The sequence below is a fragment of the Pseudomonas solani genome (assembly GCF_026072635.1).
Taxonomy (GTDB): domain Bacteria; phylum Pseudomonadota; class Gammaproteobacteria; order Pseudomonadales; family Pseudomonadaceae; genus Metapseudomonas; species Metapseudomonas solani.
In genome coordinates this window covers 2,569,292-2,595,428 of the sequence record NZ_AP023081.1, presented here as the reverse complement: position 1 = coordinate 2,595,428, position 26,137 = coordinate 2,569,292, and the positions used below count along the sequence as shown (strand labels likewise).

The 26,137-nt window shown below is 66.9% G+C and carries 25 protein-coding genes and 1 pseudogene; 16 read left to right on the top strand and 10 right to left on the bottom strand.

Features of this window, described 5'->3' with window-relative positions:
* Window positions 1-191: 191 nt before the first annotated feature.
* Window positions 192-692, top strand: a complete 501-nt coding sequence (locus PSm6_RS11715; RefSeq protein ID WP_265170250.1) for a 2-thiouracil desulfurase family protein — start codon at window positions 192-194, stop codon at window positions 690-692.
* On the opposite strand, the gene PSm6_RS11710 is transcribed toward PSm6_RS11715, so the two are convergent.
* Window positions 689-1,357, bottom strand: coding sequence for a transporter substrate-binding domain-containing protein (locus tag PSm6_RS11710; RefSeq protein WP_158545626.1), 669 nt, complete (start codon window positions 1,355-1,357; stop codon window positions 689-691). The genes PSm6_RS11715 and PSm6_RS11710 overlap by 4 nt on opposite strands.
* A gap of 136 nt (window positions 1,358-1,493) precedes the next feature.
* Between PSm6_RS11710 and PSm6_RS11705 the strand changes: the two genes are divergently transcribed.
* A complete protein-coding gene (locus PSm6_RS11705; protein ID WP_021218285.1) occupies window positions 1,494-1,928 on the top strand; it encodes a DUF4399 domain-containing protein in 435 nt (144 codons plus the stop codon).
* Window positions 1,929-2,335: 407 nt separating this feature from the next.
* Here the strand turns inward: PSm6_RS11705 and serA are convergent, their stop codons facing one another.
* Window positions 2,336-3,565, bottom strand: coding sequence for a phosphoglycerate dehydrogenase (gene serA, locus PSm6_RS11700; RefSeq protein WP_021218284.1), 1,230 nt, complete (start codon window positions 3,563-3,565; stop codon window positions 2,336-2,338).
* A gap of 177 nt (window positions 3,566-3,742) precedes the next feature.
* Between serA and PSm6_RS11695 the strand changes: the two genes are divergently transcribed.
* The 4 genes from PSm6_RS11695 (at window position 3,743) to PSm6_RS11680 (ending at window position 7,289) form a co-directional block, all read left to right on the top strand.
* Window positions 3,743-5,134 carry a D-2-hydroxyglutarate dehydrogenase gene (locus PSm6_RS11695; RefSeq protein WP_021218283.1) on the top strand — a complete coding sequence of 464 codons (1,392 nt, stop codon included), beginning with the start codon at window positions 3,743-3,745 and terminating at the stop codon, window positions 5,132-5,134.
* Window positions 5,135-5,196: 62 nt separating this feature from the next.
* Window positions 5,197-5,862 carry a fumarylacetoacetate hydrolase family protein gene (locus PSm6_RS11690; protein ID WP_021218282.1) on the top strand — a complete coding sequence of 222 codons (666 nt, stop codon included), beginning with the start codon at window positions 5,197-5,199 and terminating at the stop codon, window positions 5,860-5,862.
* 68 nt (window positions 5,863-5,930) lie between these two features.
* Window positions 5,931-6,848, top strand: coding sequence for an SdiA-regulated domain-containing protein (locus PSm6_RS11685; protein ID WP_148304384.1), 918 nt, complete (start codon window positions 5,931-5,933; stop codon window positions 6,846-6,848).
* 93 nt (window positions 6,849-6,941) lie between these two features.
* Window positions 6,942-7,289: a NirD/YgiW/YdeI family stress tolerance protein gene (locus PSm6_RS11680; protein WP_021218280.1), complete on the top strand. Its 348-nt coding sequence runs from the start codon at window positions 6,942-6,944 to the stop codon at window positions 7,287-7,289.
* 178 nt (window positions 7,290-7,467) lie between these two features.
* On the opposite strand, the gene PSm6_RS11675 is transcribed toward PSm6_RS11680, so the two are convergent.
* The 7 genes from PSm6_RS11675 to PSm6_RS11645 all read right to left on the bottom strand — a co-directional run bounded on the left by PSm6_RS11675 (window position 7,468) and on the right by PSm6_RS11645 (window position 15,016).
* Window positions 7,468-8,499 (bottom strand): histone deacetylase family protein, encoded by a 1,032-nt coding sequence (locus PSm6_RS11675; RefSeq protein WP_043246949.1) that lies wholly within the window; start codon window positions 8,497-8,499, stop codon window positions 7,468-7,470.
* Between the two features lie 39 nt (window positions 8,500-8,538).
* Window positions 8,539-9,897 (bottom strand): APC family permease, encoded by a 1,359-nt coding sequence (locus PSm6_RS11670; RefSeq protein WP_265170249.1) that lies wholly within the window; start codon window positions 9,895-9,897, stop codon window positions 8,539-8,541.
* A gap of 277 nt (window positions 9,898-10,174) precedes the next feature.
* A complete protein-coding gene (locus PSm6_RS11665) occupies window positions 10,175-11,218 on the bottom strand; it encodes an ABC transporter substrate-binding protein (protein ID WP_265170248.1) in 1,044 nt (347 codons plus the stop codon).
* Window positions 11,219-11,235: 17 nt separating this feature from the next.
* The gene (locus PSm6_RS11660; RefSeq protein ID WP_021218276.1) at window positions 11,236-12,024 is read right to left on the bottom strand and encodes an ABC transporter permease; all 789 of its coding nucleotides are present in this window, start codon (window positions 12,022-12,024) and stop codon (window positions 11,236-11,238) included.
* Entirely contained in the window at window positions 12,021-12,935 is a 915-nt protein-coding gene (locus tag PSm6_RS11655; protein WP_265170247.1) for an ABC transporter permease, read from the bottom strand. Before PSm6_RS11655 ends, PSm6_RS11660 begins: the two co-directional genes overlap by 4 nt.
* Window positions 12,932-13,981, bottom strand: a complete 1,050-nt coding sequence (locus PSm6_RS11650) for an ABC transporter ATP-binding protein (RefSeq protein ID WP_184488351.1) — start codon at window positions 13,979-13,981, stop codon at window positions 12,932-12,934. Before PSm6_RS11650 ends, PSm6_RS11655 begins: the two co-directional genes overlap by 4 nt.
* 201 nt (window positions 13,982-14,182) lie before the next feature.
* The gene (locus tag PSm6_RS11645) at window positions 14,183-15,016 is read right to left on the bottom strand and encodes a MurR/RpiR family transcriptional regulator (RefSeq protein ID WP_021218273.1); all 834 of its coding nucleotides are present in this window, start codon (window positions 15,014-15,016) and stop codon (window positions 14,183-14,185) included.
* Between the two features lie 197 nt (window positions 15,017-15,213).
* Here PSm6_RS11645 and PSm6_RS11640 point away from each other — a divergent pair, with 197 nt between their 5' ends.
* From PSm6_RS11640 to PSm6_RS11620, 5 genes and pseudogenes are all read left to right on the top strand, one after another.
* Window positions 15,214-16,272 (top strand): polyamine ABC transporter substrate-binding protein, encoded by a 1,059-nt coding sequence (locus tag PSm6_RS11640; RefSeq protein ID WP_043244905.1) that lies wholly within the window; start codon window positions 15,214-15,216, stop codon window positions 16,270-16,272.
* 43 nt (window positions 16,273-16,315) lie between these two features.
* On the top strand, window positions 16,316-17,431 hold the full coding sequence (locus tag PSm6_RS11635; RefSeq protein WP_265170246.1) for an ABC transporter ATP-binding protein: 1,116 nt from the start codon (window positions 16,316-16,318) through the stop codon (window positions 17,429-17,431).
* 11 nt (window positions 17,432-17,442) lie between these two features.
* Window positions 17,443-18,348, top strand: coding sequence for an ABC transporter permease (locus tag PSm6_RS11630; RefSeq protein ID WP_021218270.1), 906 nt, complete (start codon window positions 17,443-17,445; stop codon window positions 18,346-18,348).
* Window positions 18,345-19,208, top strand: a complete 864-nt coding sequence (locus tag PSm6_RS11625) for an ABC transporter permease (RefSeq protein ID WP_043244902.1) — start codon at window positions 18,345-18,347, stop codon at window positions 19,206-19,208. The genes PSm6_RS11630 and PSm6_RS11625 overlap by 4 nt, the downstream gene beginning before the upstream one ends.
* Window positions 19,195-20,297, top strand: a pseudogene (locus PSm6_RS11620) (DmpA family aminopeptidase). Before PSm6_RS11625 ends, PSm6_RS11620 begins: the two are co-directional and overlap by 14 nt.
* A 150-nt stretch (window positions 20,298-20,447) precedes the next feature.
* Here the strand turns inward: PSm6_RS11620 and PSm6_RS11615 are convergent.
* A complete protein-coding gene (locus PSm6_RS11615; RefSeq protein WP_265170245.1) occupies window positions 20,448-21,380 on the bottom strand; it encodes a LysR substrate-binding domain-containing protein in 933 nt (310 codons plus the stop codon).
* 375 nt (window positions 21,381-21,755) lie between these two features.
* On the opposite strand from PSm6_RS11615, the gene PSm6_RS11610 reads away from it, so the two are divergent.
* The 5 genes from PSm6_RS11610 (at window position 21,756) to PSm6_RS11590 (ending at window position 25,940) form a co-directional block, all read left to right on the top strand.
* Window positions 21,756-23,102, top strand: a complete 1,347-nt coding sequence (locus PSm6_RS11610) for a flavin-containing monooxygenase (RefSeq protein ID WP_265170244.1) — start codon at window positions 21,756-21,758, stop codon at window positions 23,100-23,102.
* The gene (locus tag PSm6_RS11605) at window positions 23,102-23,530 is read left to right on the top strand and encodes a RidA family protein (RefSeq protein WP_021218265.1); all 429 of its coding nucleotides are present in this window, start codon (window positions 23,102-23,104) and stop codon (window positions 23,528-23,530) included. Before PSm6_RS11610 ends, PSm6_RS11605 begins: the two co-directional genes overlap by 1 nt.
* A 10-nt stretch (window positions 23,531-23,540) precedes the next feature.
* Entirely contained in the window at window positions 23,541-24,218 is a 678-nt protein-coding gene (locus tag PSm6_RS11600; RefSeq protein WP_265170243.1) for a DUF1028 domain-containing protein, read from the top strand.
* Window positions 24,211-25,374 (top strand): acetylornithine deacetylase, encoded by a 1,164-nt coding sequence (gene argE, locus PSm6_RS11595; RefSeq protein WP_265170242.1) that lies wholly within the window; start codon window positions 24,211-24,213, stop codon window positions 25,372-25,374. Before PSm6_RS11600 ends, argE begins: the two co-directional genes overlap by 8 nt.
* A 98-nt stretch (window positions 25,375-25,472) precedes the next feature.
* Window positions 25,473-25,940: a GNAT family N-acetyltransferase gene (locus tag PSm6_RS11590; RefSeq protein WP_021218262.1), complete on the top strand. Its 468-nt coding sequence runs from the start codon at window positions 25,473-25,475 to the stop codon at window positions 25,938-25,940.
* Window positions 25,941-26,137 lie beyond the last annotated feature (197 nt).

The following is a 26,137-nucleotide window of genomic DNA, read 5'->3' as shown; positions in this document are numbered from 1 at the left end:
GGCGGCTGTCCTTCGCGGGTTGGCCGCCGCAGTCTGGGGAGCCCCTTGCCGCTGCGCCAGTGCCCCTCGCCGCTTCCCGCCTAAGGATGGGCCAGCCAAAGACTGGTGCGGCGCGAGGAACTTCACGGGTGTTACGCGCGGTGACCCTGGCAGCGACGCGGAGTAGGCTGGCAGCCTTCGAGGAGTGATTCATGCAGAGAATTCTGGTCAGCCGCTGCCTGCTGGGGCAACGGGTGCGATACGACGGCGGCGCCCACGGCCCCTATGACCTGCTGCAACGCTGGCAGGACGAGGGGCGCATCGTGCCGGTGTGCCCGGAAGTCGCCGGCGGCCTGCCCACGCCCCGGGCGCCGGCCGAGGTGCCCGGCGGCCAGGGCGCGCAGGTGCTGGAAGGGCGAATACCGGTGGTGACCGACAGCGGCGAGGACGTCACCGCCGAGTTCGTCGCCGGCGCGCGCATCGCCCTGGAGCTGGTGCGCCGCCATGGCATCGGTGTTGCGGTGCTCAAGGCACGCAGCCCTTCCTGCGGCAACGAAGAGGCCTATGACGGCACCTTCAGCGGCACCCGCGTGCCCGGCGAAGGCGTGACGGCGGCGCTGCTGCGCGCCGAAGGCGTGCGGGTGTTCAACGAAACGCAGCTTGAGGCCGCAGCCGCCTGGCTGGCGGCGCGGGAAGCCGCAGCAGCCGGCTAAGGCTGCTCGGGGTCCGCTTCGGGCTTGGATTCGGGCTGGGGCGACGGCTGCGGTTTCTCGCCCTCCGACGCCGCCTGGGAAGGCGCCTGGCCCTCCAGCCATTTGCGCGACAGTTCGTCCAGGCGCCCGCTGCTCTTGAGCTTGTTCAGGGCATTGTTGAGGGCACTGCGGAACGCCGGGTTCTCCTTGAGGAAGGGGATCGCCTGCTCCTGCGGGCCCTTCTCGCTGCCCTCCGCGCTCTTGTCCTGGGCCTGGCTGGGCGCCAGCGACTGGGTCAGCCCGCCGCTGTCGGTGCCGCCGGCGATCTGCTGGCCGCCACCGACGCCATAGGGCTCGCTGAACTCCAGTTGCTGATCATCACGGGCGGCCTGGGCCTCGCGGCTGAGCACGATGTCTACACTGCCACTGCGCAGGCCATCGAGCAGCTTGTCGCGCGGCACGGGAATGAAGTCCGCCTTGACGTTGAGCTCATCGGCCAGGGCGTGGCCAAGCTCCACCTCGTAGCCGGTGAGCTTGTCGTCCTGGCGGAAGCTGTAGGGCGGCGCGTCGTCAACCAGGGCAATCCGCAGGCTGCCACGCTCCCAGACATCGTCGATCAGGTCGGCCCGGGCCAGTGGCGCGGCGACCAGGGGAATGAGGGCGAGCAGGCAGTGCAACAGGCGCATTTCAGGTAAACCTCTGGTTCTTCTTGATCGATGACCCGGGACGGTGGGTTCAGCGTAGACACAACCGGCAACGTCGGCCGCTGAACCTAACCCCCCATGCAGGGTCTGTGTGTTGCTTACCAACAAGGAGTCAGTCATGAAGCTTGCGTACGCTCCCCTGGGCCTTGCGGCCCTGCTGGCGGTGGTTTCCACCGCGTCGTTCGCCGAGATGCCACGCACCCCGGCACCCGAAGGCGCCAAGGTCTATTTCATCGAGCCCGCCGACGGCGCCACTGTGGACAAGACGTTTAGCGTCAAGTTCGGTTTGCAGGGCATGGGCGTCGCGCCCGCCGGGGTCGATTCCCCCGCCACCGGCCACCACCACCTGCTGATCGATGTCGACAAGGAACCGGCGATGAACATGCCGCTGCCGATGACCGACAACCTCAAGCACTTCGGCAAGGGCCAGACGGAAACCCAGGTCACCCTGCCGCCGGGCAAGCACACCCTGCAGCTGCTGGTGGGCGACAAGAACCACGTGCCGCTGGACCCGCCGGTCATCTCCGAGAAGATCACCGTCACCGTGAAATGATCGTGAAATCGCGGGCATGAAAAAGGGAGGCCGAGGCCTCCCTTTTTACTGTCCAGCTCCGTCATCAGGGCTCGCGAGCTAGAGCGAGACAAGGCGGGAATGGCCGAGAAGCGCGGCGTTCACATCTGTGAATGAGCACTTCGAGGCCGTTCCCAACGCCGTATCGCCGACGCGCAAGGCACGCCCTACGGCATGAGCCTCAGCACGAATCGCCAGATGAACCTGAAATCACAGGCATGAAAAAGGGAGGCCAAGGCCTCCCTTCTTACTGTCCAGCTCCGTCATCAGGGCTCGCGAGCTAGAGCGAGACAAGGCGGGAATGGCCGAGAAGCGCGGAGTTCACATCTGTGAATGAGCACTTCGAGGCCGTTCCCAACGCCGTATCGCCGACGCGCAGCAGCCCTGGGTTAGAAGAGGACGCGGCTGCGGATGGTGCCGTTGACGTGCTGCAGCTTCTCCAGCGCCAGGTCCGAGTACTCGGCGTCGACGTCGATCACCACGTAGCCGACCTTGGCATTGGTCTGCAGGTACTGGCCGGAGATGTTGATGCCATTGTCGGCGAACACCTTGTTGATTTCGCTCATCACGCCCGGAACGTTGGCGTGGATGTGCAGCAGGCGGTGCTTGCCGGGGTGCGACGGCAGGGCCACTTCGGGGAAGTTGACCGAGGACACGGAGGTGCCGTTGTCGCTGTACTTGACCAGCTTCTCGGCCACTTCCAGGCCGATGTTGGCCTGGGCCTCGGCGGTGGAACCACCGATGTGCGGGGTCAGGATCACGCGATCCAGGCCACGCAGCGGGCTTTCGAACTCTTCGTCGTTGGACTTCGGCTCGACCGGGAACACGTCGATGGCGGCGCCGATCAGGTGCTCGTCCTTGATGGCGGCGGCCAGGTGGTCCAGCTCGACCACGGTGCCGCGCGCGGCGTTGATCAGGATGCCGCCCTTCTTGATGGCGCGGATTTCCTTCTCGCCGATCATCCACTGGGTGGAGGGCAGCTCGGGAACGTGCAGGGAGACGATGTCGGACATGCCCAGCAGCTCGTGCAGGTTACCGATCTGGGTGGCGTTGCCCAGCGGCAGCTTGGTCAGGGTGTCGTAGAAGAACACCTGCATGCCCAGGGCCTCGGCCAGGACCGAGAGCTGGGTGCCGATGGAGCCGTAACCGACGATGCCGAGCTTCTTGCCACGGATCTCGAAGGAGTTGGCCGCCGACTTGATCCAGCCACCACGGTGGCAGGAGGCGTTCTTCTCCGGGATGCCGCGCAGCAGCAGGATGGCTTCGGCCAGAACCAGCTCGGCCACCGAGCGGGTGTTGGAATAGGGGGCGTTGAACACCGCGATACCGCGTTCGCGGGCGGCGTTCAGGTCGACCTGGTTGGTACCGATGCAGAAGCAGCCCACGGCGATGAGCTTCTTGGCGCAGTCGAACACTTCCTCGGTCAGCTGGGTGCGGGAGCGGATGCCGATGAAATGGGCATCAGCGATCTTTTCCTTCAGTTCGTCGTCCGAGAGCGCGCCCTTGAGGTACTCGATGTTGCTGTAGCCGGCGGCCTTCAGGGTGTCCACGGCGTTCTGGTGGACGCCTTCGAGGAGAAGGAACTTGATCTTGCTCTTGTCGAGGGAGGTCTTGCTCATCTGCGTACCTATTTGTCCCGGTAGAAAAGTTCAGAAGGCTGTGCTGCAGCTACCCCGCAAAACGCCTGTAAGGCATGATTCACGGGGTGCGTATGCTAGCATGTTCTCCTTTTTCCTTGCTCGGTTGCGACCTGAAACGTTCTCAGGGCGACCATGAATGATTCGAGAGTTCCCTTGATGACCAATGTTGCCCTGATCGAAGAGCTGAAGACCCTGGTTGAGCCTGGCAAGGTGCTGACCGACGCTGATTCCCTGAACGCCTACGGCAAGGACTGGACCAAGCACTTCGCGCCAGCGCCTACCGCCATCGTCTTCCCCAAGACCACCGAGCAGGTGCAGGCCATCGTCCGCTGGGCCAACCAGCACAAGGTCGCCCTGGTGCCCTCGGGCGGCCGTACCGGCCTCTCCGCTGCCGCCGTCGCCGCCAACGGCGAGGTGGTCGTGGCCTTCGACTACATGAACCAGATCCTCGAATTCAACGAATTCGACCGCACCGCCGTGTGCCAGCCGGGTGTGATCACCGAACAGCTGCAGAATTTCGCCGAGGACAAGGGCCTGTACTACCCGGTGGACTTCGCATCCGCAGGTTCCAGCCAACTTGGCGGCAACATCGGCACCAATGCCGGCGGGATCAAGGTCATTCGCTACGGCATGACCCGTAACTGGGTCGCCGGCCTCAAGGTCGTCACCGGCACCGGCGAGCTGCTGGAGCTGAACAAGGACCTGATCAAGAACGCCACCGGCTACGACCTGCGCCAGCTGTTCATCGGCGCCGAAGGCACCCTGGGCTTCGTGGTCGAGGCCACCATGCGCCTGGATCGTGCGCCGAAGAACCTCACCGCGATGGTCCTCGGCACCCCCGATTTCGATTCGATCATGCCGGTGCTGCACGCCTTCCAGAGCAAGCTGGACCTCACCGCCTTCGAATTCTTCTCCGACAAGGCCCTGGCCAAGATCATGGCCCGTGGCGACGTGCCGGCGGCCTTCGAGACCGAATGCCCCTTCTATGCGCTGCTGGAGTTCGAAGCCACCACCGAGGAAGTGGCCAACGACGCCCTGGCCACCTTCGAGCACTGCGTGGAGCAGGGCTGGGTGCTGGACGGCGTGATGAGCCAGAGCGAGCAACAGCTGCAGAACCTGTGGAAGCTGCGCGAGTACATCTCCGAGACCATCTCCCACTGGACGCCCTACAAGAACGACATCTCGGTGACCGTTTCCAAGGTGCCGGCCTTCCTCAAGGACATCGACACCATCGTCGAAGCCAACTACCCGGACTTCGAAGTGGTCTGGTTCGGCCACATCGGCGACGGCAACCTGCACCTGAACATCCTCAAGCCGGACGCCCTGTCCAAGGACGAGTTCTTCGCCAAGTGCGCGACCGTCAACAAGTGGGTGTTCGAGACCGTGCAGAAATACAACGGCTCGATCTCCGCCGAACACGGCGTGGGCATGACCAAGCGCGACTACCTCACCTACAGCCGCTCGGAGCCCGAGATCGCCGTCATGAAGGCCATCAAGGCGGTGTTCGATCCGAACGGGATCATGAACCCCGGCAAGATTTTCAATTGAGCAGGCAGGCGGTGGAGCGGTCCCCCGCCTGTTTTGCATCCACACCGTTCAGGAGTCGGTAAATGAGCTATCAGCACCAGTACGTCGACGGCACCCGCATCCATTTCCCCCTCGGCAAGGTCGTGTGCATCGGCCGCAACTACGCCGAGCACGCCAAGGAACTGAACAACCCGGTGCCCACCGAGCCGCTGCTGTTCATCAAGCCGGCCTCCAGCGTGGTGCCCATCGAAGGCGGCTTCTCCATTCCCGAGGACCGTGGCGTGGTGCATTACGAAGCGGAGATCGCCGTGCTGATCGGCAAGCCGCTGTCGCGCAACCCCAGCCTGGAAGAGGCCCGTGACGCCATCTCCGGCTTCGCCCCGGCCCTCGACCTGACCCTGCGCGACGTGCAAGCCAAGCTCAAGGAGAAGGGCTGGCCCTGGGAAGTCGCCAAGGCCTTCGACGGCGCCTGCGTGCTGGCGCCCTTCGTACCGGGCGACGCCATCGAGGAGCTGAGCGACATCGGCATCCGCCTGACCATCAATGGCGAAGTGCGCCAGGACGGCAACAGCAGCGACATGCTCAACCCGGTGCTGCCGCTGCTCCAGGCCATCAGCCAGCACTTCAGCCTGCAGCCGGGCGACGTGGTGCTGACCGGCACCCCGGTGGGCGTCGGCCCGCTGAACAAGGGCGATGCCCTGGTGCTGGAACTGGTCGGTCATTCTTCGTTCGACAGCGGCGTCATCTGAAGCCGCCAGGGAACTTCGGCGGTGGCAGACGATCTTACCGCCACCAGCCGAAGCCGTAGCCAATGGCCATGACCTTTCCCCGCCCCAATCTCCGCACCTGCACCCTTCTGGTCCTGTTCGCGGCCTGCGTCGCCTCCATCCGCTATCTGCACCTCGACGATCGCGCCTCCCTCTGGCTCAGCGAACGCAACCTGAGCAAGGGCGAGCGCGCCGCCAGCATCTGGCTGCCGGGCTACAAGGCGGTGCTGCAGGGCAAGCCCCTGGCGGGCCTGGAGAACGACGAAACCTCCGACCTGGCCTACAACCCGGTCACCGGCACCCTGTTCACCGTCACCGGCAAGGTGCCGCAACTGGTGGAGCTGACCCGCGAAGGCGACGTGCTGCGGCGCATTCCGCTCAAGGGTTTCTCCAACCCCGAAGGCGTGGCGGTGCTGGAGAACGGCAACGTCGCGGTGACCGACGAGCGCCGCCGCAGCCTGTCGATCTTCCGCCTCGACCCGTTGACCCGCGAGCTGGACGTAACCCAGGGCGACGAGTTCGACCTGGGCTTCCCGGATTCCGGCAACAAGGGCTTCGAAGGCATCGCCTGGGACCCGGCGCAAAGCCGCCTGCTGCTGGGCAAGGAACGCACGCCGGAGATGTTCAGCCTGAACAGCGACGGCAGCCGTCGCCTGGAAGGCGCCCTGCGCCCGCTCCCCGGCTACGGCCTGGGCATGCGCAACCTCTCGGCCCTCAGCGTCGACCCGCGCACCGGCCACCTGCTGGTGCTCTCGGCGCAATCGAACCTGCTGCTGGAGCTGGACGAGACCGGCGAGCCGGTGAGCTTCATCAGCCTGCTGGGTGGGCTCAATGGCCTGGCCAAGCGCATCCCCCGGGCCGAAGGCGTGGCCATGGACGAGCGCGGCGACATCTACATGGTCAGCGAGCCCAACCTCTTCTACGTGTTCCGCAAGGCCGACAACACCGACGCTCCTGAGCGCGGCTAACGGCATTCAGCTTCGCTTAAGGCTGTTTTAAGCCTGGCTTCAGCGCCGCGCCATAGCCTGATCCCGTCAACCACATCGAACGGGATCAACCCCATGAACGCCAAGTACCTCGCCCTGCTCATCGCCCCGCTGTTCTCCACCGCCGCCCTGGCCTCCAGCTACACCGGCCCCGGCTCCACGCCCCAGGTCACCACCGTGGCCGCCGCCATGGAAGCCGCCGACGACGCCGCCGTGGTGCTCCAGGGCCAGATCGTCAAACGCATCAAGGGCGATATCTACGAATTCAAGGACGCCACCGGCACCATCAAGGTCGAGATCGATGACGAAGACTGGCCGCCCCACGCCATCGACGACAAGGCCCAGGTCAAGCTCACCGGTGAAGTGGACCGCGACCTGATGGGCCGCGAGATCGACGTCGAGTTCGTCGAGCGGGTCAACTGATCCAACCCCCGCCCTCCAAACGGCCCCATTGCGGGGCCGTTTTTCGTTGGGGATTTGCTGTTGCGAAAGAGAGGAGGCGCATGCCGGGTAGGACCCAACGTGCCTGTGCATGATGGGTTTCGCTTCGCTCTACGCCATCCTACGAAAGCGGTCATCCGGGGCCCTGGCCGCGACGACCTCACGCCACCCCATCGAACCCCTGCAGCACATTGATCGCGTTGATGCCGATCTCCTCCACCGCATAACCCCCCTCCATCACGAACAGGGTCTGCAGGCCGAGCTGGCCGATGATCTCGCCCATGCGCAGGTAGTCCGGGCTGTCGAGCTTGAACTGCGAGATGGGGTCCTCCTTGAAGGTGTCCACACCCAGGGACACCACCAGCGCGTCCGGGGCGAAGGCGGCGATCTGCCGGCAGGCGTCGGCCAGGGCCTGGCTCCACACCGCCCAGTCGCTGCCCTCGGCCAGCGGGTAGTTGAAGTTGAAGCCCCTGCCCGCGCCCTCGCCCTTCTCGTCGGCAAAGCCGAGGAAGTAGGGGTACTCGAAGCGCGGGTCGCCGTGGATCGAGGTGAACAGCACATCGGCACGGTCGTAGAAGATGTCCTGGGTTCCGTTGCCGTGGTGGTAGTCGACATCGAGCACCGCCACGCGCTTGGCGCCCTTGTCCAGCAAGGCCTGCACGGCGATGGCGGCGTTGTTCAGGTAGCAGTAGCCGCCCATGTAGTCGGCGGCGGCGTGGTGGCCCGGCGGGCGGCACAGGGAGAACACCCCGCGTGCGCCCTTGGCCAGTTCGGCCTGGCCGCTGAGGGCGACGTTGGCCGAGCTGATGATGGCCTGCCAGGTGCCGGCGGTGATGGGCGCACCGGCGTCGAAGGAGTAGTAGCCCAGGCGGCCGTCGATGTCGGTGGGCTCCACCTGGCGCAGGCGCCGGCTCGGCCAGGCGATGGGCAGCATGTCGTGGCTGCGGCCCTTCGCCTGCCAGTCGGCCCAGGCGTTCTGCAAAAAGCGCACGAAGCCTTCGCTGTGTACCCGCAGGATCGGCGCCAGGCCGAAGTCCTGCGGCGCCTGGATGGCGCCGAGCTGCACGGCCTTGGCGCGGTCCAGGACCATGTCGGCGCGGCTGGGCTTCTCGAAGCAGGGGGTGAACTGGCCGCCGATGAGTTCGTGCTTGCCGTGGTGCAGGTGATGGTCGTCGCTGTAGAGGGTCAGCATGTCCGGCTCCTTGGGAGGCTGGGTGAATGGTCGGTTCGATCAGTGTTCGGAGAACTGCACCTGGGGCGCCGGCCGCCTGAAGCCGCCGGTGTGCCAGGCCAGGTAGATGAAGCCGGCGGCGAACCAGGCCAGGCCGATGCCCAGGGTCAGCGCCGAGAGGCTGGTCCACAGCCAGGCGATCAGGCCGAAGCCGATCAGCGGCATCAGCCCGTAGCGCAGCCTGTCGCCGAGGCCGTGGGGCTGGCCGTCCAGCAGGTGGCTGCGGATCACCGCCAGGTTCACCACCGAGAAGGCCACCAGGGCGCCGAAGCTGATCATCGAGGCCAGGGTGGTGAGGTCGATGACGATGGCCAGCAGAGAAACCAGGGACACCAGCAGGATCGACAGGGTGGGCGTGCGGTAGCGCGCCGAAAGTCGGCCGAACACGCGGCGCGGGAGGATGCCGTCGCGGCCCATGCTGAACAGGATGCGCGACACCGAGGCCTGGGACGCCAGGGCGGAACCAGCGGCACCGGCCACGTAGGCCGCGGTGAACAGCGCTTCGAGCAGGCTGCCGCCGGCCTTGAGCATCACCTCGGTGGCGGCCGCGTCCGGGTCCTTGAAGGCGCTGCCGGGGAACACCAGTTGGCTCACCAGGGCCAGGAGGATGAACAGCAGCCCGGCGGTGACGGTGGTCATGACGATGGCGCGGGGAATGTCGCGGCGCGGGTCGCGGGCCTCCTCGGCCAGGGTGGACACCGCATCGAAGCCGAGGAAGGACAGGCACAGCACCGCCGCGCCGGCCATCAGCGGCGCCAGGCCGGGCTGGGTACCATCGCCCAGCAGCGGCGCCATCAGGTCCACCTCGCCGCCGCCCAGGCTGCGCGCGGACATCGCCAGGAACACCACCACGAACACCAGCTGCGCGCCGACGATGGCGTTGCTCATGCCCGACACCGAGCCGATGCCGCGCAGGTTGAGCAGGGTGACCAGGGCCACCGCCGCCACCACGAAGGCCCAGGCCGGCACGGCGGGGAAGGCGATGTTGAGGAACAGGCCGATCACCAGGTAGTTGATCATCGGCAGGAACAGGTAATCGAGCAGCAGCGACCAGCCGGCGAGGAAGCCCACCGCCGGGCCGAAGCTCAGGCTGGCATAGGAATAGGCCGAGCCCGCCACCGGGTACTTGCGCACCATGAAGCTGTAAGAGAAGGCGGTGAAGATCATCGCCGCCAGCGTGGCCACGTAGGCCAGCGCAGTGCGCCCGCCTGTGATCTCGGTGACCACGCCATAGGTGGTGAACACCGTCAGCGGCACCATGTACACCAGGCCGAAGAACACCAGGGCGGGCAGGCCGAGGATGCGCCGCAGGTGGGTGCCCTGGGCACTGTGGGTGAAATCGTCGAAGGCTTTGCTCATGGAAATACCTCGCGGGCACCTGCCAGGCAGGCGCTCAGGGGTGGATCGTCGGGCGCGTCGTGCGTCGAGGGGCGGGCCGTATCGGCCCCGGGTCAGCTGGCGGGCAAGCGGCCGCTGCGGGGGATGGCGCTAAGGCAGGTGATGCGGGGCATGGCGGTTCACTCTCTTGTTCTTGTGCATGGGCGCCGGAGGGCGCAGGTGGCCGGCACGTCGCTCCCGTCGACGCGCCAGGGGGCTCGGGGTGGTCCGGCCCGCCCGGCGGCGGGCCGGAAGCCGGTCATTTCTTCAGTTTGGTCCATACCTTGCTGCGCAGGCTCAGGGCCTTGGGCGAGCAGAGCTTGAAGGTCTTCAGGCGCTCCAGCTTGTCCTGCGGGGTGTTGATCGCCGGGTCATCGAACAGCTCCTTCTCCATGAAGGTGGCCGAGCCTTCGATGGCGTTGTTGTACTTGGCGAAGTTGGAGGCCGCGGCGATGTTCTCCGGCAGCATCATCCAGTTGATGAAGGCGTGGGCTTCCTCGACGTTGGCCGCGTCCTTGGGGATCACGAAGTTGTCGATGAACACGTGGATGCCTTCCTTCGGGTAGACGTACACCAGGCTGTCGCGCTGGGCGTGGGCGCGGTGGTAGGCGCCGTTCCACTGCATGTGCATGGCCACCTCGCCGGCAGCCATGCGCTCGATGGTGCCGTCGCTGTTGTACATGGCCAGCAGCGGCTTCTGCGCCAGCAGCAGGTCCTGGATCTTCTTCGCGTCCTTCGGGTCCTCGGTGCACTGGTCGATGGCCAGGTAGTGGGACGCGGCGATGTACAGGTCTTCGATGGAGTTGAGCGCCACCACCTTGCCCTTGAGCTCGGCCGGCGGTTCGAAGAAGGGCTTCCAACTCTCTTCCAGGCTGCCGCCGGGCACCTGCTTGCTGTCGTAGCTGTAGCCGGTGGTGCCCCAGAGGTAGGGCACGCTGTAGTCGTGGCCCGGGTCGAAGTCGAGGTTCTGGAAGTTGGCCTTGAGGTTCTTCAGGTTGGGCAGCTTGGTCTTGTCGAACGTCTGCAGCAGGCCGTCGGTGGCCATGATCTGGATGAAGCTGTCCGAGGGCACCACCACGTCGTAGGCGCCGCCGCCGGCCTTGAGCTTGGCCAGCAGCGTCTCGTTGCTGTCGTAGGCGTCCAGGGTGGCCTTGATACCGGTGTCCTTCTCGAATTTCTTCAGCAGTTCCGGCGGGAAGTAGTCCGACCAGTTGGCCAGGTGCAGGGTGCCGGCGGCCTGGGCGGTGCCAGACAGGCCCAGGGCGAGCAGCAGGGAGAGCGCGAGCGGTGTGGTACGGGTCATGACGGGCTCCTTGGGGCTCAGCGCTTGCGCTGGCCGATGTAGTAGGACAACGCAACGAACGCTATGGAAATCACCAGGATGATCGAGGAAATCGCATTGATCTTCGGCGAGATGCCCATCCTGATGGAGCTGAAGATGTACACCGGCAGGGTGGTCGCGCCGGCCCCGGCAACGAAGTAGGTGATGACGAAGTCATCCATGGAAATGATGAACGCCAGCATCGCCCCCGAGAAAATGCCGGGCATCAGCAGGGGGAAGGTGATCTTCCAGAAGGCCTTCCAGGGCGAGGCGTAGAGATCGGCGGCGGCTTCGGCCAGGCGCGGGTCCATGCCCTCCAGCCGCGCACGGATCGGCAGGTAGGCGAAGGGGATGCAAAACACCACGTGGGCGATGAGGATGGTGAACAGCGACAGTTTCAGGCCGATGAAGGCGAAGAACATCAGCGTGGCCACGGCGGTGACGATCTCCGGCACCAGCAGCGGCAGGCCGAGCACGCCGCTCATGGCGGTCTGCCCACGGAAGGCGCGGCCGCGCATGCCCAGGGCGGCGAGGGTGGCCAGGGTGGTGGCGATCAGGGTGGCGAAGGTGGCCACCAGCAGCGAGTTCTTCGCCGCGCGGACGATCTCCGGGTCGTTGGCCACCACCGCGTACCACTTGAGGCTGAAGCTCTCCCAGATGGTCGCCGACTGGCCGCCGTTGAAGCTCAGCGCCACCAGCACCAGGATCGGCACGTAGAGGAAGGCGAAGAACAGCCAGGCAGTGGGACGCACGCCGGTGAAGCGCCAGAGCGGGCCTTGCAGGTTCATGGGTGGCCTCCGGCGGTGCCCGGCTTGAAGCGCAGGCTGTAGAGCAGCATCGCCAGCAGCACGAAGCCGAGCAGGGCGAAGGACAGCGCTGCGCCCAGCGGCCAGTTGTGCGAGGCACCGAACTGCAGCTGGATGAGGTTGCCGATCATCAGCGACTTACCGCCCCCCAGCAGCTCGGGAATGATGTAGTTGCCCAGGGAGGGGATGAACACCAGGATCACCCCGGCCATCACCCCCGGCATCGCCAGCGGCACGATGATCCGGCGCAAGGCCTGGAAGCGGTTGGCGCCCAGGTCGAAGGCCGCCTCCACCAGGCGCCAGTCGAGCTTCTCCAGGCTGGTGTAGATGGGCAGCACCATGAACGGCAGGAAGGTGTAGAGCAGGCCTATGATCACCGCGCCGTCGGTGTAGAGGATGCCCAGCGCCTTGTCGGTCAGCCCCAGCCCGTGCAGGCCGCTGTCCACCAGGCCGCCGTTGCGCAACAACAGGATCCAGGCGTAGACCCGCACCAGCAGGTTGGTCCAGAAGGGCACGGTGACCAGGAACAGCAGCAGGTTGCGCTTGCGCTCGTTCTGCAGCGCCAGGTACAGCGCGGTGGGGAAGCCGATCAGCAGGCAGCCGGTAGTGGTCATCACCGACAGCCAGAAGGAGCGCTGGAAGATCTGCAGGTAGTCGGTGTTGAACACCAGGCTGTCGTCCAGGTCCCGCTCGTAGAGGAAGTTGACGTAGGCCTCCAGCGAGTACTGGCCCCACTTCACGCCGCCGTAGTCCCCCGACTGCAGCAGCGAAACCAGCAGCATGATGCCCAGGGGCAGCAGCAGGAACAGGCCCAGGGTGAACATGGCCGGCGCGGCCAGCAGCAGGCGCCGGCGCAGCTGGCGGGCCTCGGCCTGGGCGCGCAGGCTGCTCATCGCGGCAGCACCCGCACCGCGCTGGCAGGCACCTGCAGGCGCACCCGGGTGCCGGCCTCCAGGCAGCCACCGGCGCCGTCGCGGTTCTGCCGGCGCACGCGGAAGCCGCTCTGCCCGGCCACGCGCAGCAGGTAGAGGGTGTCGGTACCGACGTAGACCACCGTCTCCACCTCCCCTTCGAGGTTGCCGTCCAGGTCGATGGCGATGCGCTCCGGGCGGATGGCCAGGGTCACCGGGCCACGGCGCTCGCCGGGGGCGTCGAGCACCTGCCCGTCGGCCAGGCGCACGCCGCTGTCCAGGGCCTCGGCATCGAGGAAGTTGGTCTCGCCGATGAAGTCGGCCACGGTGCGGTCCACCGGTGCCTCGTAGATCTCGGTCGGGCTGCCGACCTGGAGGATGCGCCCCTTGTGCATCACCGCGATGCGGTCGGACATGGTCAGGGCTTCTTCCTGGTCGTGGGTGACGAAGATGAAGGTGATGCCGGTCTCGTGCTGCAGGCGCTTGAGCTCGATCTGCATGTCCTTGCGCAGCTTCTGGTCCAGCGCCGAGAGGGACTCGTCCAGCAACAGCACCTTGGGCCGGCTGGCCAGGGCGCGGGCCAGGGCGATGCGCTGCTGCTGGCCGCCGGAGAGCTGGTCGGCGCGGCGCCGCCCCACGTCCGGCAGCTTCACCAGCTCCAGCATGCGCTGCACCGTGGCCTCGATCTCGGCCTTGGGGCGGCCCTGCATCTCCAGGCCGAAGCCGATGTTCTGCGCCACCGTCATGTGCGGGAACAGCGCGTAGCTCTGGAACACGGTGTTGACCGGGCGGCGGAAGGGCGGCAGGCCCTGCATCTCCTCGCCGTACAGGCGGATGGCACCGGAGCTGGGCTGCTCGAAACCGGCGATCAGGCGCAGGAGGGTGGTCTTGCCGCAGCCGGAGGGGCCGAGAAGGGTGAAGAACTCGTTGGCGCGGATTTCCAGGGAAACCTCGTCCAGGGCGCGGACGCCCTGCCCCGGATCGCCGAACTCCATGCAGACACGGTCGATGCTGATCGCACTGGACATGCTTATCGCAAGCTCTAAGAGATTGTTCTTATTGGGCTTTTCGCATGGCGCAAAGGCCCTCGACGCCTTTGATTCTGTCAGCGGGGGCGAAGGGGCAGAACGATATAAACGGACAAAAGGGGATAATTCCGGACAACTTGTGCAAGCCCCCGGCTGGGCGCCAGCCGGGGTGAGCCGTGCCCGGCTCGGGCAACCGGGGGATCAGGTGCGGTACAGCTGCAGGCTTTCCACCCGTGCGCGATAGGCGCCGAGGCGCTCCTTCAGCTCGCCCTTGCGCTGGGCGGCGACGCAGTGCAGCAACACGTTGAGGGCGCTGGTGAGGCCGCCGGTGGATTCGAGGATCAGCCCCGTCTTGGTCTTCATGGTGACGATCCAGGGCGTGGAGATGTGCCGGGCGATGCCGTATTCGTCGGTGAACACCACCAGGTCGGTGTCCTCCTTGAGGGTGTTGGCGAAGGCGATGCCGACATCGGCATAGGGCGCGATATCAATCAGCACCACGCAGCAGCGCTCGTCGCGGCTGTCCACCCACTGGCCCAGCACGCCGCGGTAGAGGTCGAGAAACTCCACCCCCGAACGCACCAGGGACAGGCGGCTGGCGAAGTCCTCGGCCAGGCCGCGGATGGTCTGGAAGCCGCAGACGAACACGCGCTCGGCGCCGGCCACGCGGGTGACGATGTCCTGCCAGTGCTGGCTGTTGAGCTGGCTGCCGAAGCTGACCAGCGCATCGATCTCCTCGTTGAGGTGGGCGAGCAGGTCGTCCGGCTGCTTCTCCACCCGCTCGATCAGCGTGGTGTTGAGCAGCGACTGCACGCGGATGTCGTCGCGCAGCTCCTCTTTCAGGCTCTTCAGCCCCTTGTAGCCGAGGCGCCGCAGGAAGCGGCTGACGGTGTTGGGGCTGACCCCGCTCTTCTCCGCCAGGCTGGCCCCGCTCTCGAAGGCGATGGTCTCCAGGTTCGCCTGGATATAGGCCCACAGGGTGCGTTCGTTCGGCGTGAGCTTTCCGTCGATCTGCTCCACTTTGCTGTCCAGCATGCCCGGTTCCCTGTCGATTATTGGAAGATTAATGTCAACGTATTGATCAATGGAAGAAACATACTTTATGCTCCACGGCGAGGCAAAAAATAAAAACACCGATTCTTCCGCTTTCACTTCGGCCGCAAGGCCATGCAAGAGCTGCCCCAGCCAGGCCCGAGCCAAACCGCGCAGGGCCCAGAACGGAGAACAGGAACATGCCCGCTCCAACCTCGCGTCACCCCCTGCGACGCCTCGCGTCCCGCCTGCTCGCAGGCTCCCTGCTGCTGGCCGCCGGCAGCAGCCACGCCGCCGAAGAACTGCACCTGTACAACTGGGGTGACTACATCAACCCCGAAGTCCTCAAGCGCTTCACCGCCGAAACCGGCGTCAAGGTCTCACTGGACACCTACGGCAGCAACGAGGAGATGCTCGCCAAGCTGCAGGCCGGTGCCACCGGCTACGACATCGTATTCCCCTCGGTGCACATGCACGACACCCTGTCCGCGCTGGGCCTGCTGGAGAAGACCGACATCGGCGCCAGCCCGGCCTTCGCCAACATCGACCCGGCCTTCCTCCGCGCCAAGTCCGACCCCAAGGGCGAGCAGTGCCTGCCCTACGCCTGGGGCACCGTCGGCATCTTCTACAACAAGACCAAGGTGGATCGGCCGATCGAATCCTGGGCGGATTTCTTCGCCCTGGCCGAGTCCGGCAAGAAGGTCATCATGCTCGACGACATGCGTGAAACCCTCGGCGTCGGCCTGATCGTCAACGGCAAGTCGGTGAACACCACGGACGCCGCCGACCTCAAGGTCTCCGAGCAATGGCTGCTGGAGCGCAAACCGCTGGTCTCGGCCTTCACCTACGACAGCGTGCCCATGGTGCAGTCGGGCGACGTGGCCGCCGCACACTACTTCGTCGGCGCCATGATGTACGTGAAGCAGGACCCGAAAAACCTCGCCTACGTCATCCCCAAGGAAGGCGCGACGATGTACCAGGAAGACATGTGCGTACTCAAGAGCGCGCCGAACAAGGCCAACGCCAAGCGCTTCATGGAGTTCTTCCTCACCCCCGAGATCGCCGCCCTCAACACCCAGCAGCAGATGAACGGCACGCCCAACCGCGAAGCCCTGAAACTGCTGCCGGCCGAGCTGCGCGACAACCCGCAGGTCAACCCGCCGGCCGACGTCATGGCCAAGCTGCAGATCTTCAATGACCTGGGCAAGGACCTGAAGAAATTCGACCGCGCCTGGACCCGCGTGCGCACCGCCAACTGAGCCAGCAAGAGAGCGGGTGCGCCAGCACCCGCCGGAGTTCTCCATGACCTGCATCGTCAACAGTGCACCGGTGGTCCAGATCACCGCTGCGGTGAAGCATTACCGTGCCCCGGAGGGCCACGCCGTGCGCGCCCTCGATGGTGTCGACCTGTGCGTCGGCGGCAATGAATTCGTCACCCTGCTGGGCCCCTCCGGCTGCGGCAAGACCACCCTGCTGCGGGTGATCAGCGGCTTCGAGGCCCTCGACGGCGGCGAGCTGCGCATCCAGGGCCAACAGATGAACGAGGTGCCCCCGCACCTGCGCCCGGTGCACACGGTGTTCCAGAACTACGCCCTGTTCCCCCACCTCAGCGTCGGCGACAACGTCGGCTACGCGCTGGACATCCGTGGCGTCGCCAAGGCCCAGCGCAACCGCCAGGTGGCCGACGCCCTGGAGCTGGTGGGCATGGCCGGGCTGGAGAAGCGCAAGCCCGGCCAGCTCTCCGGCGGTCAGCAGCAGCGCATCGCCCTGGCCCGCGCCATCGTCAACAAGCCCGCCCTGCTGCTGCTCGACGAGCCCCTCTCGGCCCTCGACCGCCAGTTGCGCCAGAGCATGCAGCGCGAGCTGAAGAACCTGCAGAGCGAGCTGGGCATCGCCTTCGTCTTCGTCACCCACGACCAGGAAGAAGCGCTGACCATGTCCGACCGCATCGTCGTGCTCAACGGCGGCCACGTGCAGCAGCTGGGCAGCCCGGAAGACATCTACGACCGCCCGGCCAACGCCTTCGTCGCCGGTTTCATCGGCGAGAGCAACCTGTTCGACGGCAGCGTCACCCGCCACCACGGCGACGCCGTGGAATTCCTCACCGCCCAGGGCGACACCCTGCGCCTGCGCCGCGCCGACCTGGCACCGGGACAGAAGCTCCAGGCCATGCTGCGCCCCGAGCAGTTCCACCTCGCCTGCCCGGGCGACCCGGCGCGCCATGCCTGCCTCGAGGGCCGCGTGCTGCAACAGGTGTTCATCGGCAAGGACTTCGAACTCAGCGTGCGCACCCAGCACGGCAGCCCGGTGAAGGCAGTGCTGCGCGCACCCTCGCGGGAGCTGATGGGCACGCTCGAAGCCGGTGCCCGGGTGCAGCTGTGGTACGCCACCGACGCCCCGCACCTGCTGCTGGCCTAGGAGAACCGCCCATGACTTCGCTTTCCCTCGCGGCCCGCACGCGCCTGCGCCTGGTCGGCCTGCTCAGCCCGGCGACCCTGGTGATCGTCGGTTTCTTCCTCGTGCCCATGGCCATCATGGCGCTCTACAGCCTGCTGGAGCCGGGCCTGTACGGCGGCGTGGAATGGTCCTTCTACCCGGACAACTTCGGCCGCATCCTCGGCTGGGCCGACGGCAGCAACGAAGAGTTCGACATCGTCTACCTGGAGATCCTGCTGCGCTCGTTCAAGCTGGCGGCGATGACCGTCGTGCTGACCCTCGCGGTCTGCTACCCGGCAGCCTTCTGGGTGGCGCGGCAGCCGGAACGGCGGCGCAACTTCTTCCTCTTCCTCATCACCCTGCCGTTCTTCACCAGCCTGATCGTGCGGCTCTACGCCTGGGTGCTGATCCTGCGCCCCACCGGCTTCCTCAACCTGGCGCTGCAGGCCCTGGGCCTGGCCGACCAGCCGCTGAACCTGATCTACAGCGAAACCGCCGTGCTGATCGGCATGACCTACATCTTCATCCCCTTCATGTTCATGCCCATCTACGCCAGCGTGGAGAAGCTCGACCGCAAGCTGCTGGAGGCCTCCGCCGACCTCGGCGCCAGCCGCTGGCAGAGCTTCTGGCGCATCGTCTTCCCGCTGACCCTGCCGGGCATCGCCGCCGGCTCGATCATCGTCTTCATCCCCAGCCTGGGTAACTTCATCGTGCCCTCGCTGCTGGGCGGCGCGCGGGTGGTGATGATCGGCAACCTGGTGGAGCAGCAGTTCCTCGCCGCGCGCAACTGGCCCTTCGGCGCCGCCCTGGCGATGCTGATCATGGCCGCGATGCTGGTGTTCCTGCTGCTCTACGTGCGCTGGCAGTCACGCGCCCAGGGCAGGGAGGGTCTGGTATGAATGCCCTCATCGCCCGCCTGGGGCGCGGCCTGCTCGGCGGCTACAGCCTGGCCTTCTTCGCCTTCCTGTACCTGCCCATCGCCCTGATCGTCGCCTACTCGTTCAACGCCAACCCGGTGAACATGATGATCTGGAGCGGCGCCAGCCTGGACTGGTACCGCACCCTGTTCGGCTTCTCCAGCTCGCTAAACGAGAACGCGCTCTACGTGGAATCCACCGACCAGCTGGTGGCCGCCCTGCGTACCAGCCTCACGGTGGCCCTGAGCACCACGGTGATCTCCACCCTGATCGGCACCCTCACCGCCCTCGCCCTGGCGCGCTACCGCTTCCGCCTGCAGGGCTTCTACCGGGTGCTGCTGTTCCTGCCGATGCTGATGCCGGACATCGTCCTCGGCATCGCCCTGCTGATCTTCTTCGTCAACAGCGGCATCCCCCTGGGCAAGACGTCGATCATCATCGGCCACTGCACCTTCCTCATCAGCTACGTGTTCCTCATCGTCAGCGCCCGCCTGGCGGGGATGGACACGCGCCTGGAAGAAGCCTCGGCCGACCTCGGCGCCTCGCCCTGGACCACCTTCCGCCGCATCACCCTGCCGCAGATCCTCCCCGGCGTGCTCGGCGGTGCGCTGCTGGCCTTCATCATCTCGATGGACGACCTGGTGATCACCTACTTCATCTCCGGGGTCGACTCCACCACCTTGCCGGTCTTCATCTACGGAATGATCCGCCGCGGCATCAAGCCCGAGATCAACGCCATCGCCACCCTGCTGCTGATCGCCTCGCTGGTCATCGCTTCCCTCGGGCTCTACCTGCGCAACCGCAAGCCCGCCACTTCCCCTGCCGAGAATGCCCATGGCTAAACCACGCGCCCGTGAACTCGGGCTGGCCGTCCCCGGCCGGCCCGGCCCCAACAACGCCATCACCGACGTACCCGGCGTGCGCGTCGGCTACCGCACCCTCGACGGCGTCGCCGCCAACGGCAAACCCATCAAGACCGGGGTCACCGCCATCCTCCCCCGTGGCCTGGAGCCCGAGCCGCAACCCGTGTGGGCCGGCTTCCACGCCCTCAACGGCAACGGCGAGATGACCGGCACCCACTGGATCGAGCACGGCGGCTACTTCGTCGGCCCGCTGTGCATCACCAACTCCCACAGCGTCGGCATCGTCCACCACGCCGCCGCACGCTGGACCATCGACCACTACGCCGGCGCCTGGGAGGCCAACCACCTGTGGGCGATGCCGGTGGTGGCCGAGACCTACGACGGGGTGATCAACGACATCAACGGCCAGCACGTCACCGAGGCCGATGCCCTGGCCGCCCTGGCCGACGCCCGCGACGGCGCCATCGCCGAGGGCAACGTCGGCGGCGGCAACGGCATGATCTGCTACGGCTTCAAGGGCGGCACCGGCACCGCCTCGCGGGTGCTGGAGATCGACGGCCAGGCCTACACCCTGGGCGCCCTGGTGCAGGCCAACCACGGCCAGCGCGACTGGCTCAAGGTGCTCGGCGTGCCGGTGGGCAAGGCCCTGGGCGAGCAGCCCCAGGGGCTGGACCGCGAGCGCGGCTCGATCATCGTCGTGCTCGCCACCGACGCCCCGCTGCTGCCCCACCAGCTGCGCCGCCTGGCCCAGCGCGCCGGCCTCGGCGTCGGCCTGGGCGGTACCCCGGGGGCAACAACTCGGGGGACATCTTCCTCGCCTTCAGCGTCGCCAACCCGCGCGCCCTGCCCCAGCTCACCCCCGGTGGGCGCTTCAGCCTGGAATGCCTCAACGACGAGCACATCGACGCCCTCTACCTGGCGGCGGTGGAAAGCACGGACGAGGCCATCCTCAACGCCATGCTCGCCGCCGAGGATGCCGTGATGCAGAAGCCGCAAGGCATCTGCCCGGCGCTGGATGGCGAGCGGTTGAAGGCGTTGCTGGAAGATGCGGGGCGGGTTGAGGCCTAGCCCCAGGCACCGGCGCTCTTCGTAGGATGGGTAGAGGTACGAAACCCATCGATGCGGAGCGACCCGTAACCGCACGGGTTTCGCTTCGCTCTACCCATCCTACAAACCGCAAGACGCCGCTTTCACGAATGAATTCGCTCCCACCGGTGGTCAATCGCCCGGGGAGGGCACCGGCGCGCTGCCGCCGGGCAGGTGTTCCTTGCAGTAGTCGACGAACATCTGCGCCGGCTTGGTCAGCTGGGCGCGCTTGAGCCAGGCGGCCACCAGGCCGGAGCCGGTCACGGCTTCGGCGATGTCCACCATCACCACCTTCTTGCCGTCGTAGGTGCATTCGGAATGGGGTCGGGTGACCAGCACCGAGAAGCCGAAACCCTGGCCGACCATGCCGCGCACCATCTCGATGGAGGGCGAGCTGAAGCCGATATTCGGGGTCAGGCCGAGCTCCTCGAAGAGGCTGACGAAGTAGGTCCGGCTGGGCTGCACGTCCAGCAGGATCATCGGTTCCAGCACCAGGTCACGCAGGGAAACCTCGGCCTGGCGGGCGAAGCGGTGGTTCTCCGGCAGCAGCGCATAGGGCCGCTGCGGCGGCATCAGCGGGTCGGTCTCGATGGTGGCGTCGAGCTCGTGCTGGTAGAGGATCGCCAGGTCGAAGCGCCCGGCGGTGAGCCCCTGCACCAACTCCTGCTGCTCGCCGTCGCCGATGCGGATCTCCACCCCCGGGTAGCGCTCGCGGAAGCCCGCGATCAGCCCGGGCAGGTACAGCGGCGCCACCGTCTCGAAGCAGCCGATGTCGATCTGCCCGGCCACCACGTCGTTCACCGCCAGGGCGTTCTGCTCGAACTCCCAGGCCATGCGCAGCAGGTCCTGGGCCTTGCGGTAGAAGCGCGAGCCGCTGGGGGTCAGCGACACGCCCTGGGCGTGGTGGCGGATGAACAGCTGCACGCCGAAGCTTTCCTCCAGCCCCTTGATGGCGGTGGAGATGGACGGCTGCGCGATGTACAGCTTGCGCGAGGCCTCGGCCACACTGCCGCACTCCACCGTCGTCACGAAGTACTTGAGTTGTCGCAGGGTGTAGTTCGCCACGGGGCACCTCGGCATGTCGCTCGCCGCCTCGGTCATGGCCGCGCGGCTGGTTCTTATGGGTGGGAGCAATCCCTCGGTGAAACATACCCCAGGCGCCGCTGCGGAAGGGTCTGCCCTGCCGAGCTTTTTCTTATCCAGCGAGCATATTTTTAATAATTTTCCTCGGCACCGCTCTATCGCACCATCCACTGCACTCGACTCACAAAGCCTGGACCGCGCAGACGGTCGACGAGGACGTGCAGCATGCCCCCCACCCGCGCCCCGTCGCTCCTCCCGCCCCCGGCCCGCGTCACCGTCGAACCCGCTTCCGGCACTGAACAGCGTGCACGCAGCACCGACCCGACCACCGCGAATCGCCTGCAGAAGGACAGAGACATGACAGTTGAAACCATAGAAATCGATACGCTCGTGGTTGGCGCGGGCCAGGCCGGCGTGGCCATGAGCGAACACCTGGGCAAGCTCGGCGTGCCGCACCTGGTGCTGGAGCGCAAGCGCATCGCCGAAGCCTGGCGCACGGGCCGCTGGGATTCCCTGGTGGCCAACGGCCCGGCCTGGCACGACCGCTTCCCGGGGCGCGAATTCGACGTCGGCCCGGACGACTTCCCCGGCAAGGAGCAGGTGGCGGACTACTTCGTCGCCTATGCCCAGCAGATCAACGCGCCGATCCGCACCGGCGTCGAGGTGAAGAAGGTGGTGCGCAACCCCGACCGCCCCGGTTTCACCGTCGAGACCTCCATCGGCGTGATCCAGGCCAACCGCGTGGTCTCCGCCACCGGCCCCTTCCAGCGCCCGGTGATCCCCGCCATCGCACCGGCGGAAGGCAGCATCCACCAGCTCCACTCGGCCGCCTACTACAACCCGCAGCAGCTGCCCGCCGGCGCCGTGCTGGTGGTGGGCGCCGGCTCCTCCGGCGTGCAGATCGCCGACGAGCTGCAGCGCGCCGGGCGCCAGGTCTACCTCTCGGTGGGCGCCCACGACCGTCCGCCACGTTCCTACCGCAACCGTGACTTCTGCTGGTGGCTGGGGGTGCTCGGCCTGTGGGACGCGGAAGCCGCGCAGCCGGGTCGCGAGCACGTCACCATCGCCGTCAGCGGTGCCCGCGGCGGCCACACCGTGGACTTCCGCGCCCTGGCCCAACAAGGCATCACCCTGGTCGGCCTGACCCAGTCGTTCGCGGGCGGCAAGGTGCGCTTCCAGGCGGACCTGGCGGAGAACATCGCCCGGGGCGACGAGAACTACCTGTCGCTGCTGGACGCCGCCGACGCCTACATCGCCCGCAACGGCCTCGACCTGCCGGAAGAACCGGAGGCGCGGCGCACGCTGCCGGACCCGGAATGCATCACCCGGCCGATCCTCGGACTGGACCTGGCCGAGGCCGGCATCACCTCGATCATCTGGGCCACCGGCTACGCCGTGGACTTCAGCTGGCTGCAGGTGAACGCCTTCGACGACAAGGGCAAGCCCAAGCACCAGCGCGGCGTCTCCAGCGAGCCGGGGGTGTACTTCCTCGGCCTGCCCTGGCTGTCGCGCCGGGGCTCCACCTTCATCTGGGGCGTGTGGCACGACGCCAAGCACATCGCCGGCCACATCGCCACGCAACGCAAGTACCTCGAATACCGCGACGCCTCGCAGCGCCAGGCAGACGCCGGCCTCAACGGCAGCAGCCAGGACGGCTACCGCGAGCCGCAACCCCCTAAAGCCAGCATCATGGGAGTCAGCTGATGCCCACCCACACCCGCATCCGCATGTTCAACACCAAGGACACCTACCCCAACCAGACCCTGGACAACGACCTCTGCCAGGCCGTGCGTGCCGGCAATACCGTGTACGTGCGCGGCCAGGTCGGCACCGACTTCGAGGGCAACCTGGTGGGCCTGGGCGACCCGCGCGCCCAGACCGAGCAGGCCATGAAGAACCTCAAGCAGCTGCTGGAGGAAGCCGGCAGCGACCTCTCGCACATCGTCAAGACCACCACCTACCTGATCGACCCGCGCTACCGCGAGCCGGTGTACCAGGAAGTGGGCAAATGGCTGAAGGGCGTGTTCCCCATCTCCACCGGCCTGGTGGTCTCGGCCCTGGGCCAGCCCCAGTGGCTGATGGAGATCGATGTGATCGCGGTGATCCCGGACGACTGGCAGCCGAAAGGCTGAGGAGCGAACCATGACCTTCTCCATCGTTGGCCGCTGCGCGGAAACCGGGCAGCTGGGCATCGCCATCAGCTCCTCCAGCATCGCCGTCGGCGCACGCTGCCCCTGGGTGCGCGCCGGCGTCGGCGCCGTGGCCACCCAGAACATCACCCTGCCGGCCCTGGGCCCGCAGATCCTCGACCTGCTGGAGCACCAGCACCTGGAGCCACAGGCGGCCCTGAGCAAGGCGCTCGGGAGCAACGGCTGGAGCCAGTACCGCCAGGTGACGGTGATCGACGGCACCGGGCGCACCGCCCTGTTCAGCGGCAAGGAGGCCCTCGGCCTGCACAACGCCGTGGCCGGCGAGCAGTGCGTGGCGGCCGGCAACCTGCTCTCCGGCACCGAGGTGATCGACGCCATGGTCCACGCCTTCGAGCAGACCCCGGGCCTGCTCGCCGAACGCCTGCTGGCGGCCATGCACGCAGCAATGGCCGCCGGTGGCGAAGCCGGGCCGGTGCACTCGGCGGCGCTCAAGGTGGTGGACGACCTCACCTGGCCCATCGTCGACCTGCGCGTGGACTGGGCCGACGAGGACCCCATCGGCCAGCTCGACGGCCTCTGGCAGGCCTACCGCCCGCAGATGCAGGACTACGTGACCCGCGCCCTGGACCCGACCGCAGCGCCCAGCTACGGGGTGCCCGGCGATGAATGAGACGAACAGCCGCGACCTGCTGGAGCGGCTGATCGGCTTCGCCACGGTCAGCCGGGATTCCAACCTGGAGCTGATCGCCTTCATCCGCTACTACCTGGCCGCGCACGGGGTGGAGAGCGAGCTGTTCCACAACCCCGAAGGCACCAAGGCCAACCTCTTCGCCACCCTCGGCCCCCGCGACCGGGGTGGCGTGGTGCTGTCCGGCCACACCGACGTGGTGCCGGTGGATGGCCAGGCCTGGACGGTGGAGCCGTTCCGCCTCAGCGAACGCGACGGCCGCCTGTACGGGCGCGGCGCCGCCGACATGAAGGGCTTCATCGCCTCGGTGCTGGCGGCGGTGCCGCGCTTCCTCGAACGCCCGTTGAAGCTGCCGGTACACCTGGCCTTCTCCTATGACGAGGAGATCGGCTGCCTCGGCGTGCGCCCCATGCTCGCGGAGCTGGAAAAGCGCCCGCACAAGCCGCTGCTGTGCCTGATCGGCGAGCCCACCGAGCTCAAGCCGGTGCTCGGCCACAAGGGCAAGCTGGCCATGCGCTGCCAGGTGCGCGGCGCCGCCTGCCATTCCGCCTACGCGCCCTATGGGGTCAACGCCATCGAATACGCCGCGCGGCTGATCGGCAAGCTGGGCGATATCGGCACGCGGCTGGCCCATGTCGAGCACCATGACCCGCGCTTCGACCCACCCTTCTCCACGGTGCAGACCGGGGTGATCAAGGGCGGCCGGGCACTGAACATCGTCCCGGCGGAATGCGAGTTCGACTTCGAGGTGCGCGCCCTGCCCGGCTTCGATGCCCAGCAGGTGGCGGACGAGCTGCAACGCTACGCCGAAGGCGAGCTGCTGCCGCAGATGCAGGCCGTGCAGGCCGACACCGGCATCCAGCTGCAGCCCCTGAGCGCCTATCCCGGCCTCGCCACCTCCCCCGACAGCGACGCCGCGCGGCTGCTGGCGCGGATCGCCGGCTCCAGCGCGTTCGGCACCGTCGCCTTCGGCACCGAGGGCGGGCTGTTCGACCAGGCCGGCATCCCCACCGTGGTCTGCGGGCCCGGCAGCATGGACCAGGGGCACAAGCCCGACGAATTCATCAGCCTCGAACAGCTCCACGCCTGCGACGCCATGCTCCTGCGCCTGGCCGACTACCTGGAGAACCCGGGCTGATCCACCTGCAACACGCACCGCTCCGACACAAGGCTTCAGCCCGGATAACGCCCGGTGCTAACGTGGCCGGCCATGCCACAAGGACGAAGGAGCGGAGGATGGTAATCAGGAAGATGGAGCCGGCGGACATCGATGCGGTCAGCACGCTGTGCATGGCGGCCTTCAATGCTTCGGTCGCGCCCACGCTGCCCGCGCAAGGCATCGAGACCTTCGCCAAGGTGGCGGCTGCCGAGGCCTTCCTGCAGCGTTTGCAGGGCGACAACCTGATGCTGGTCTACGAAGACGCTGGCTCGCTCAGGGGCATTCTCGAGCTCAAGGAGGGCCGCCACCTGGCCATGCTGTTCATCGACCCCGAGCACCAGCGCCAGGGCATCGGCCAGGCACTGGTGACGGCGATGACCGCGCACGCCCGGGTGGATCCGATCACGGTCCGGGCCTCGCTGACCTCGGTGGGGGCGTACCTGCGCTACGGCTTCCAGTGCAGCGGGGAGCCCGGAGAATTCGCCGGGCTCACCTACCAGCCCATGGAGCTGCAGGTCACCAGGCCGGGCCAGGCACGACCGTAGGGTGGGCCGGGCGGCGCTCCGCTTCAGCCCACCGACGATGCATCGGTGAGCTCATCGCGGATGAATCCGCTCCCACAGGGCAGCCTGTGGGCTGCGGGCGAGTGAGTCAGCCACCTCCACCGCGTGGGTTTCGCTCCGCTCGCGGAACGCCGCCCGCCCCACCTTACGAAAGCCCATGCGCACGCCGATGTGATAGG

Bases quoted from the DNA above. Each gene is read 5' to 3' on its own strand.
- PSm6_RS11715 (WP_265170250.1), top strand. From the start codon at position 192: ATGCAGAGAATTCTGGTCAGCCGCTGCCTGCTGGGGCAACGGGTGCGA.
- PSm6_RS11710 (WP_158545626.1), bottom strand. From the start codon at position 1,357: ATGCGCCTGTTGCACTGCCTGCTCGCCCTCATTCCCCTGGTCGCCGCG.
- PSm6_RS11705 (WP_021218285.1), top strand. From the start codon at position 1,494: ATGAAGCTTGCGTACGCTCCCCTGGGCCTTGCGGCCCTGCTGGCGGTG.
- serA (WP_021218284.1), bottom strand. From the start codon at position 3,565: ATGAGCAAGACCTCCCTCGACAAGAGCAAGATCAAGTTCCTTCTCCTC.
- PSm6_RS11695 (WP_021218283.1), top strand. From the start codon at position 3,743: ATGACCAATGTTGCCCTGATCGAAGAGCTGAAGACCCTGGTTGAGCCT.
- PSm6_RS11690 (WP_021218282.1), top strand. From the start codon at position 5,197: ATGAGCTATCAGCACCAGTACGTCGACGGCACCCGCATCCATTTCCCC.
- PSm6_RS11685 (WP_148304384.1), top strand. From the start codon at position 5,931: ATGACCTTTCCCCGCCCCAATCTCCGCACCTGCACCCTTCTGGTCCTG.
- PSm6_RS11680 (WP_021218280.1), top strand. From the start codon at position 6,942: ATGAACGCCAAGTACCTCGCCCTGCTCATCGCCCCGCTGTTCTCCACC.
- PSm6_RS11675 (WP_043246949.1), bottom strand. From the start codon at position 8,499: ATGCTGACCCTCTACAGCGACGACCATCACCTGCACCACGGCAAGCAC.
- PSm6_RS11670 (WP_265170249.1), bottom strand. From the start codon at position 9,897: ATGAGCAAAGCCTTCGACGATTTCACCCACAGTGCCCAGGGCACCCAC.
- PSm6_RS11665 (WP_265170248.1), bottom strand. From the start codon at position 11,218: ATGACCCGTACCACACCGCTCGCGCTCTCCCTGCTGCTCGCCCTGGGC.
- PSm6_RS11660 (WP_021218276.1), bottom strand. From the start codon at position 12,024: ATGAACCTGCAAGGCCCGCTCTGGCGCTTCACCGGCGTGCGTCCCACT.
- PSm6_RS11655 (WP_265170247.1), bottom strand. From the start codon at position 12,935: ATGAGCAGCCTGCGCGCCCAGGCCGAGGCCCGCCAGCTGCGCCGGCGC.
- PSm6_RS11650 (WP_184488351.1), bottom strand. From the start codon at position 13,981: ATGTCCAGTGCGATCAGCATCGACCGTGTCTGCATGGAGTTCGGCGAT.
- PSm6_RS11645 (WP_021218273.1), bottom strand. From the start codon at position 15,016: ATGCTGGACAGCAAAGTGGAGCAGATCGACGGAAAGCTCACGCCGAAC.
- PSm6_RS11640 (WP_043244905.1), top strand. From the start codon at position 15,214: ATGCCCGCTCCAACCTCGCGTCACCCCCTGCGACGCCTCGCGTCCCGC.
- PSm6_RS11635 (WP_265170246.1), top strand. From the start codon at position 16,316: ATGACCTGCATCGTCAACAGTGCACCGGTGGTCCAGATCACCGCTGCG.
- PSm6_RS11630 (WP_021218270.1), top strand. From the start codon at position 17,443: ATGACTTCGCTTTCCCTCGCGGCCCGCACGCGCCTGCGCCTGGTCGGC.
- PSm6_RS11625 (WP_043244902.1), top strand. From the start codon at position 18,345: ATGAATGCCCTCATCGCCCGCCTGGGGCGCGGCCTGCTCGGCGGCTAC.
- PSm6_RS11610 (WP_265170244.1), top strand. From the start codon at position 21,756: ATGACAGTTGAAACCATAGAAATCGATACGCTCGTGGTTGGCGCGGGC.
- PSm6_RS11605 (WP_021218265.1), top strand. From the start codon at position 23,102: ATGCCCACCCACACCCGCATCCGCATGTTCAACACCAAGGACACCTAC.
- PSm6_RS11600 (WP_265170243.1), top strand. From the start codon at position 23,541: ATGACCTTCTCCATCGTTGGCCGCTGCGCGGAAACCGGGCAGCTGGGC.
- argE (WP_265170242.1), top strand. From the start codon at position 24,211: ATGAATGAGACGAACAGCCGCGACCTGCTGGAGCGGCTGATCGGCTTC.
- PSm6_RS11590 (WP_021218262.1), top strand. From the start codon at position 25,473: ATGGTAATCAGGAAGATGGAGCCGGCGGACATCGATGCGGTCAGCACG.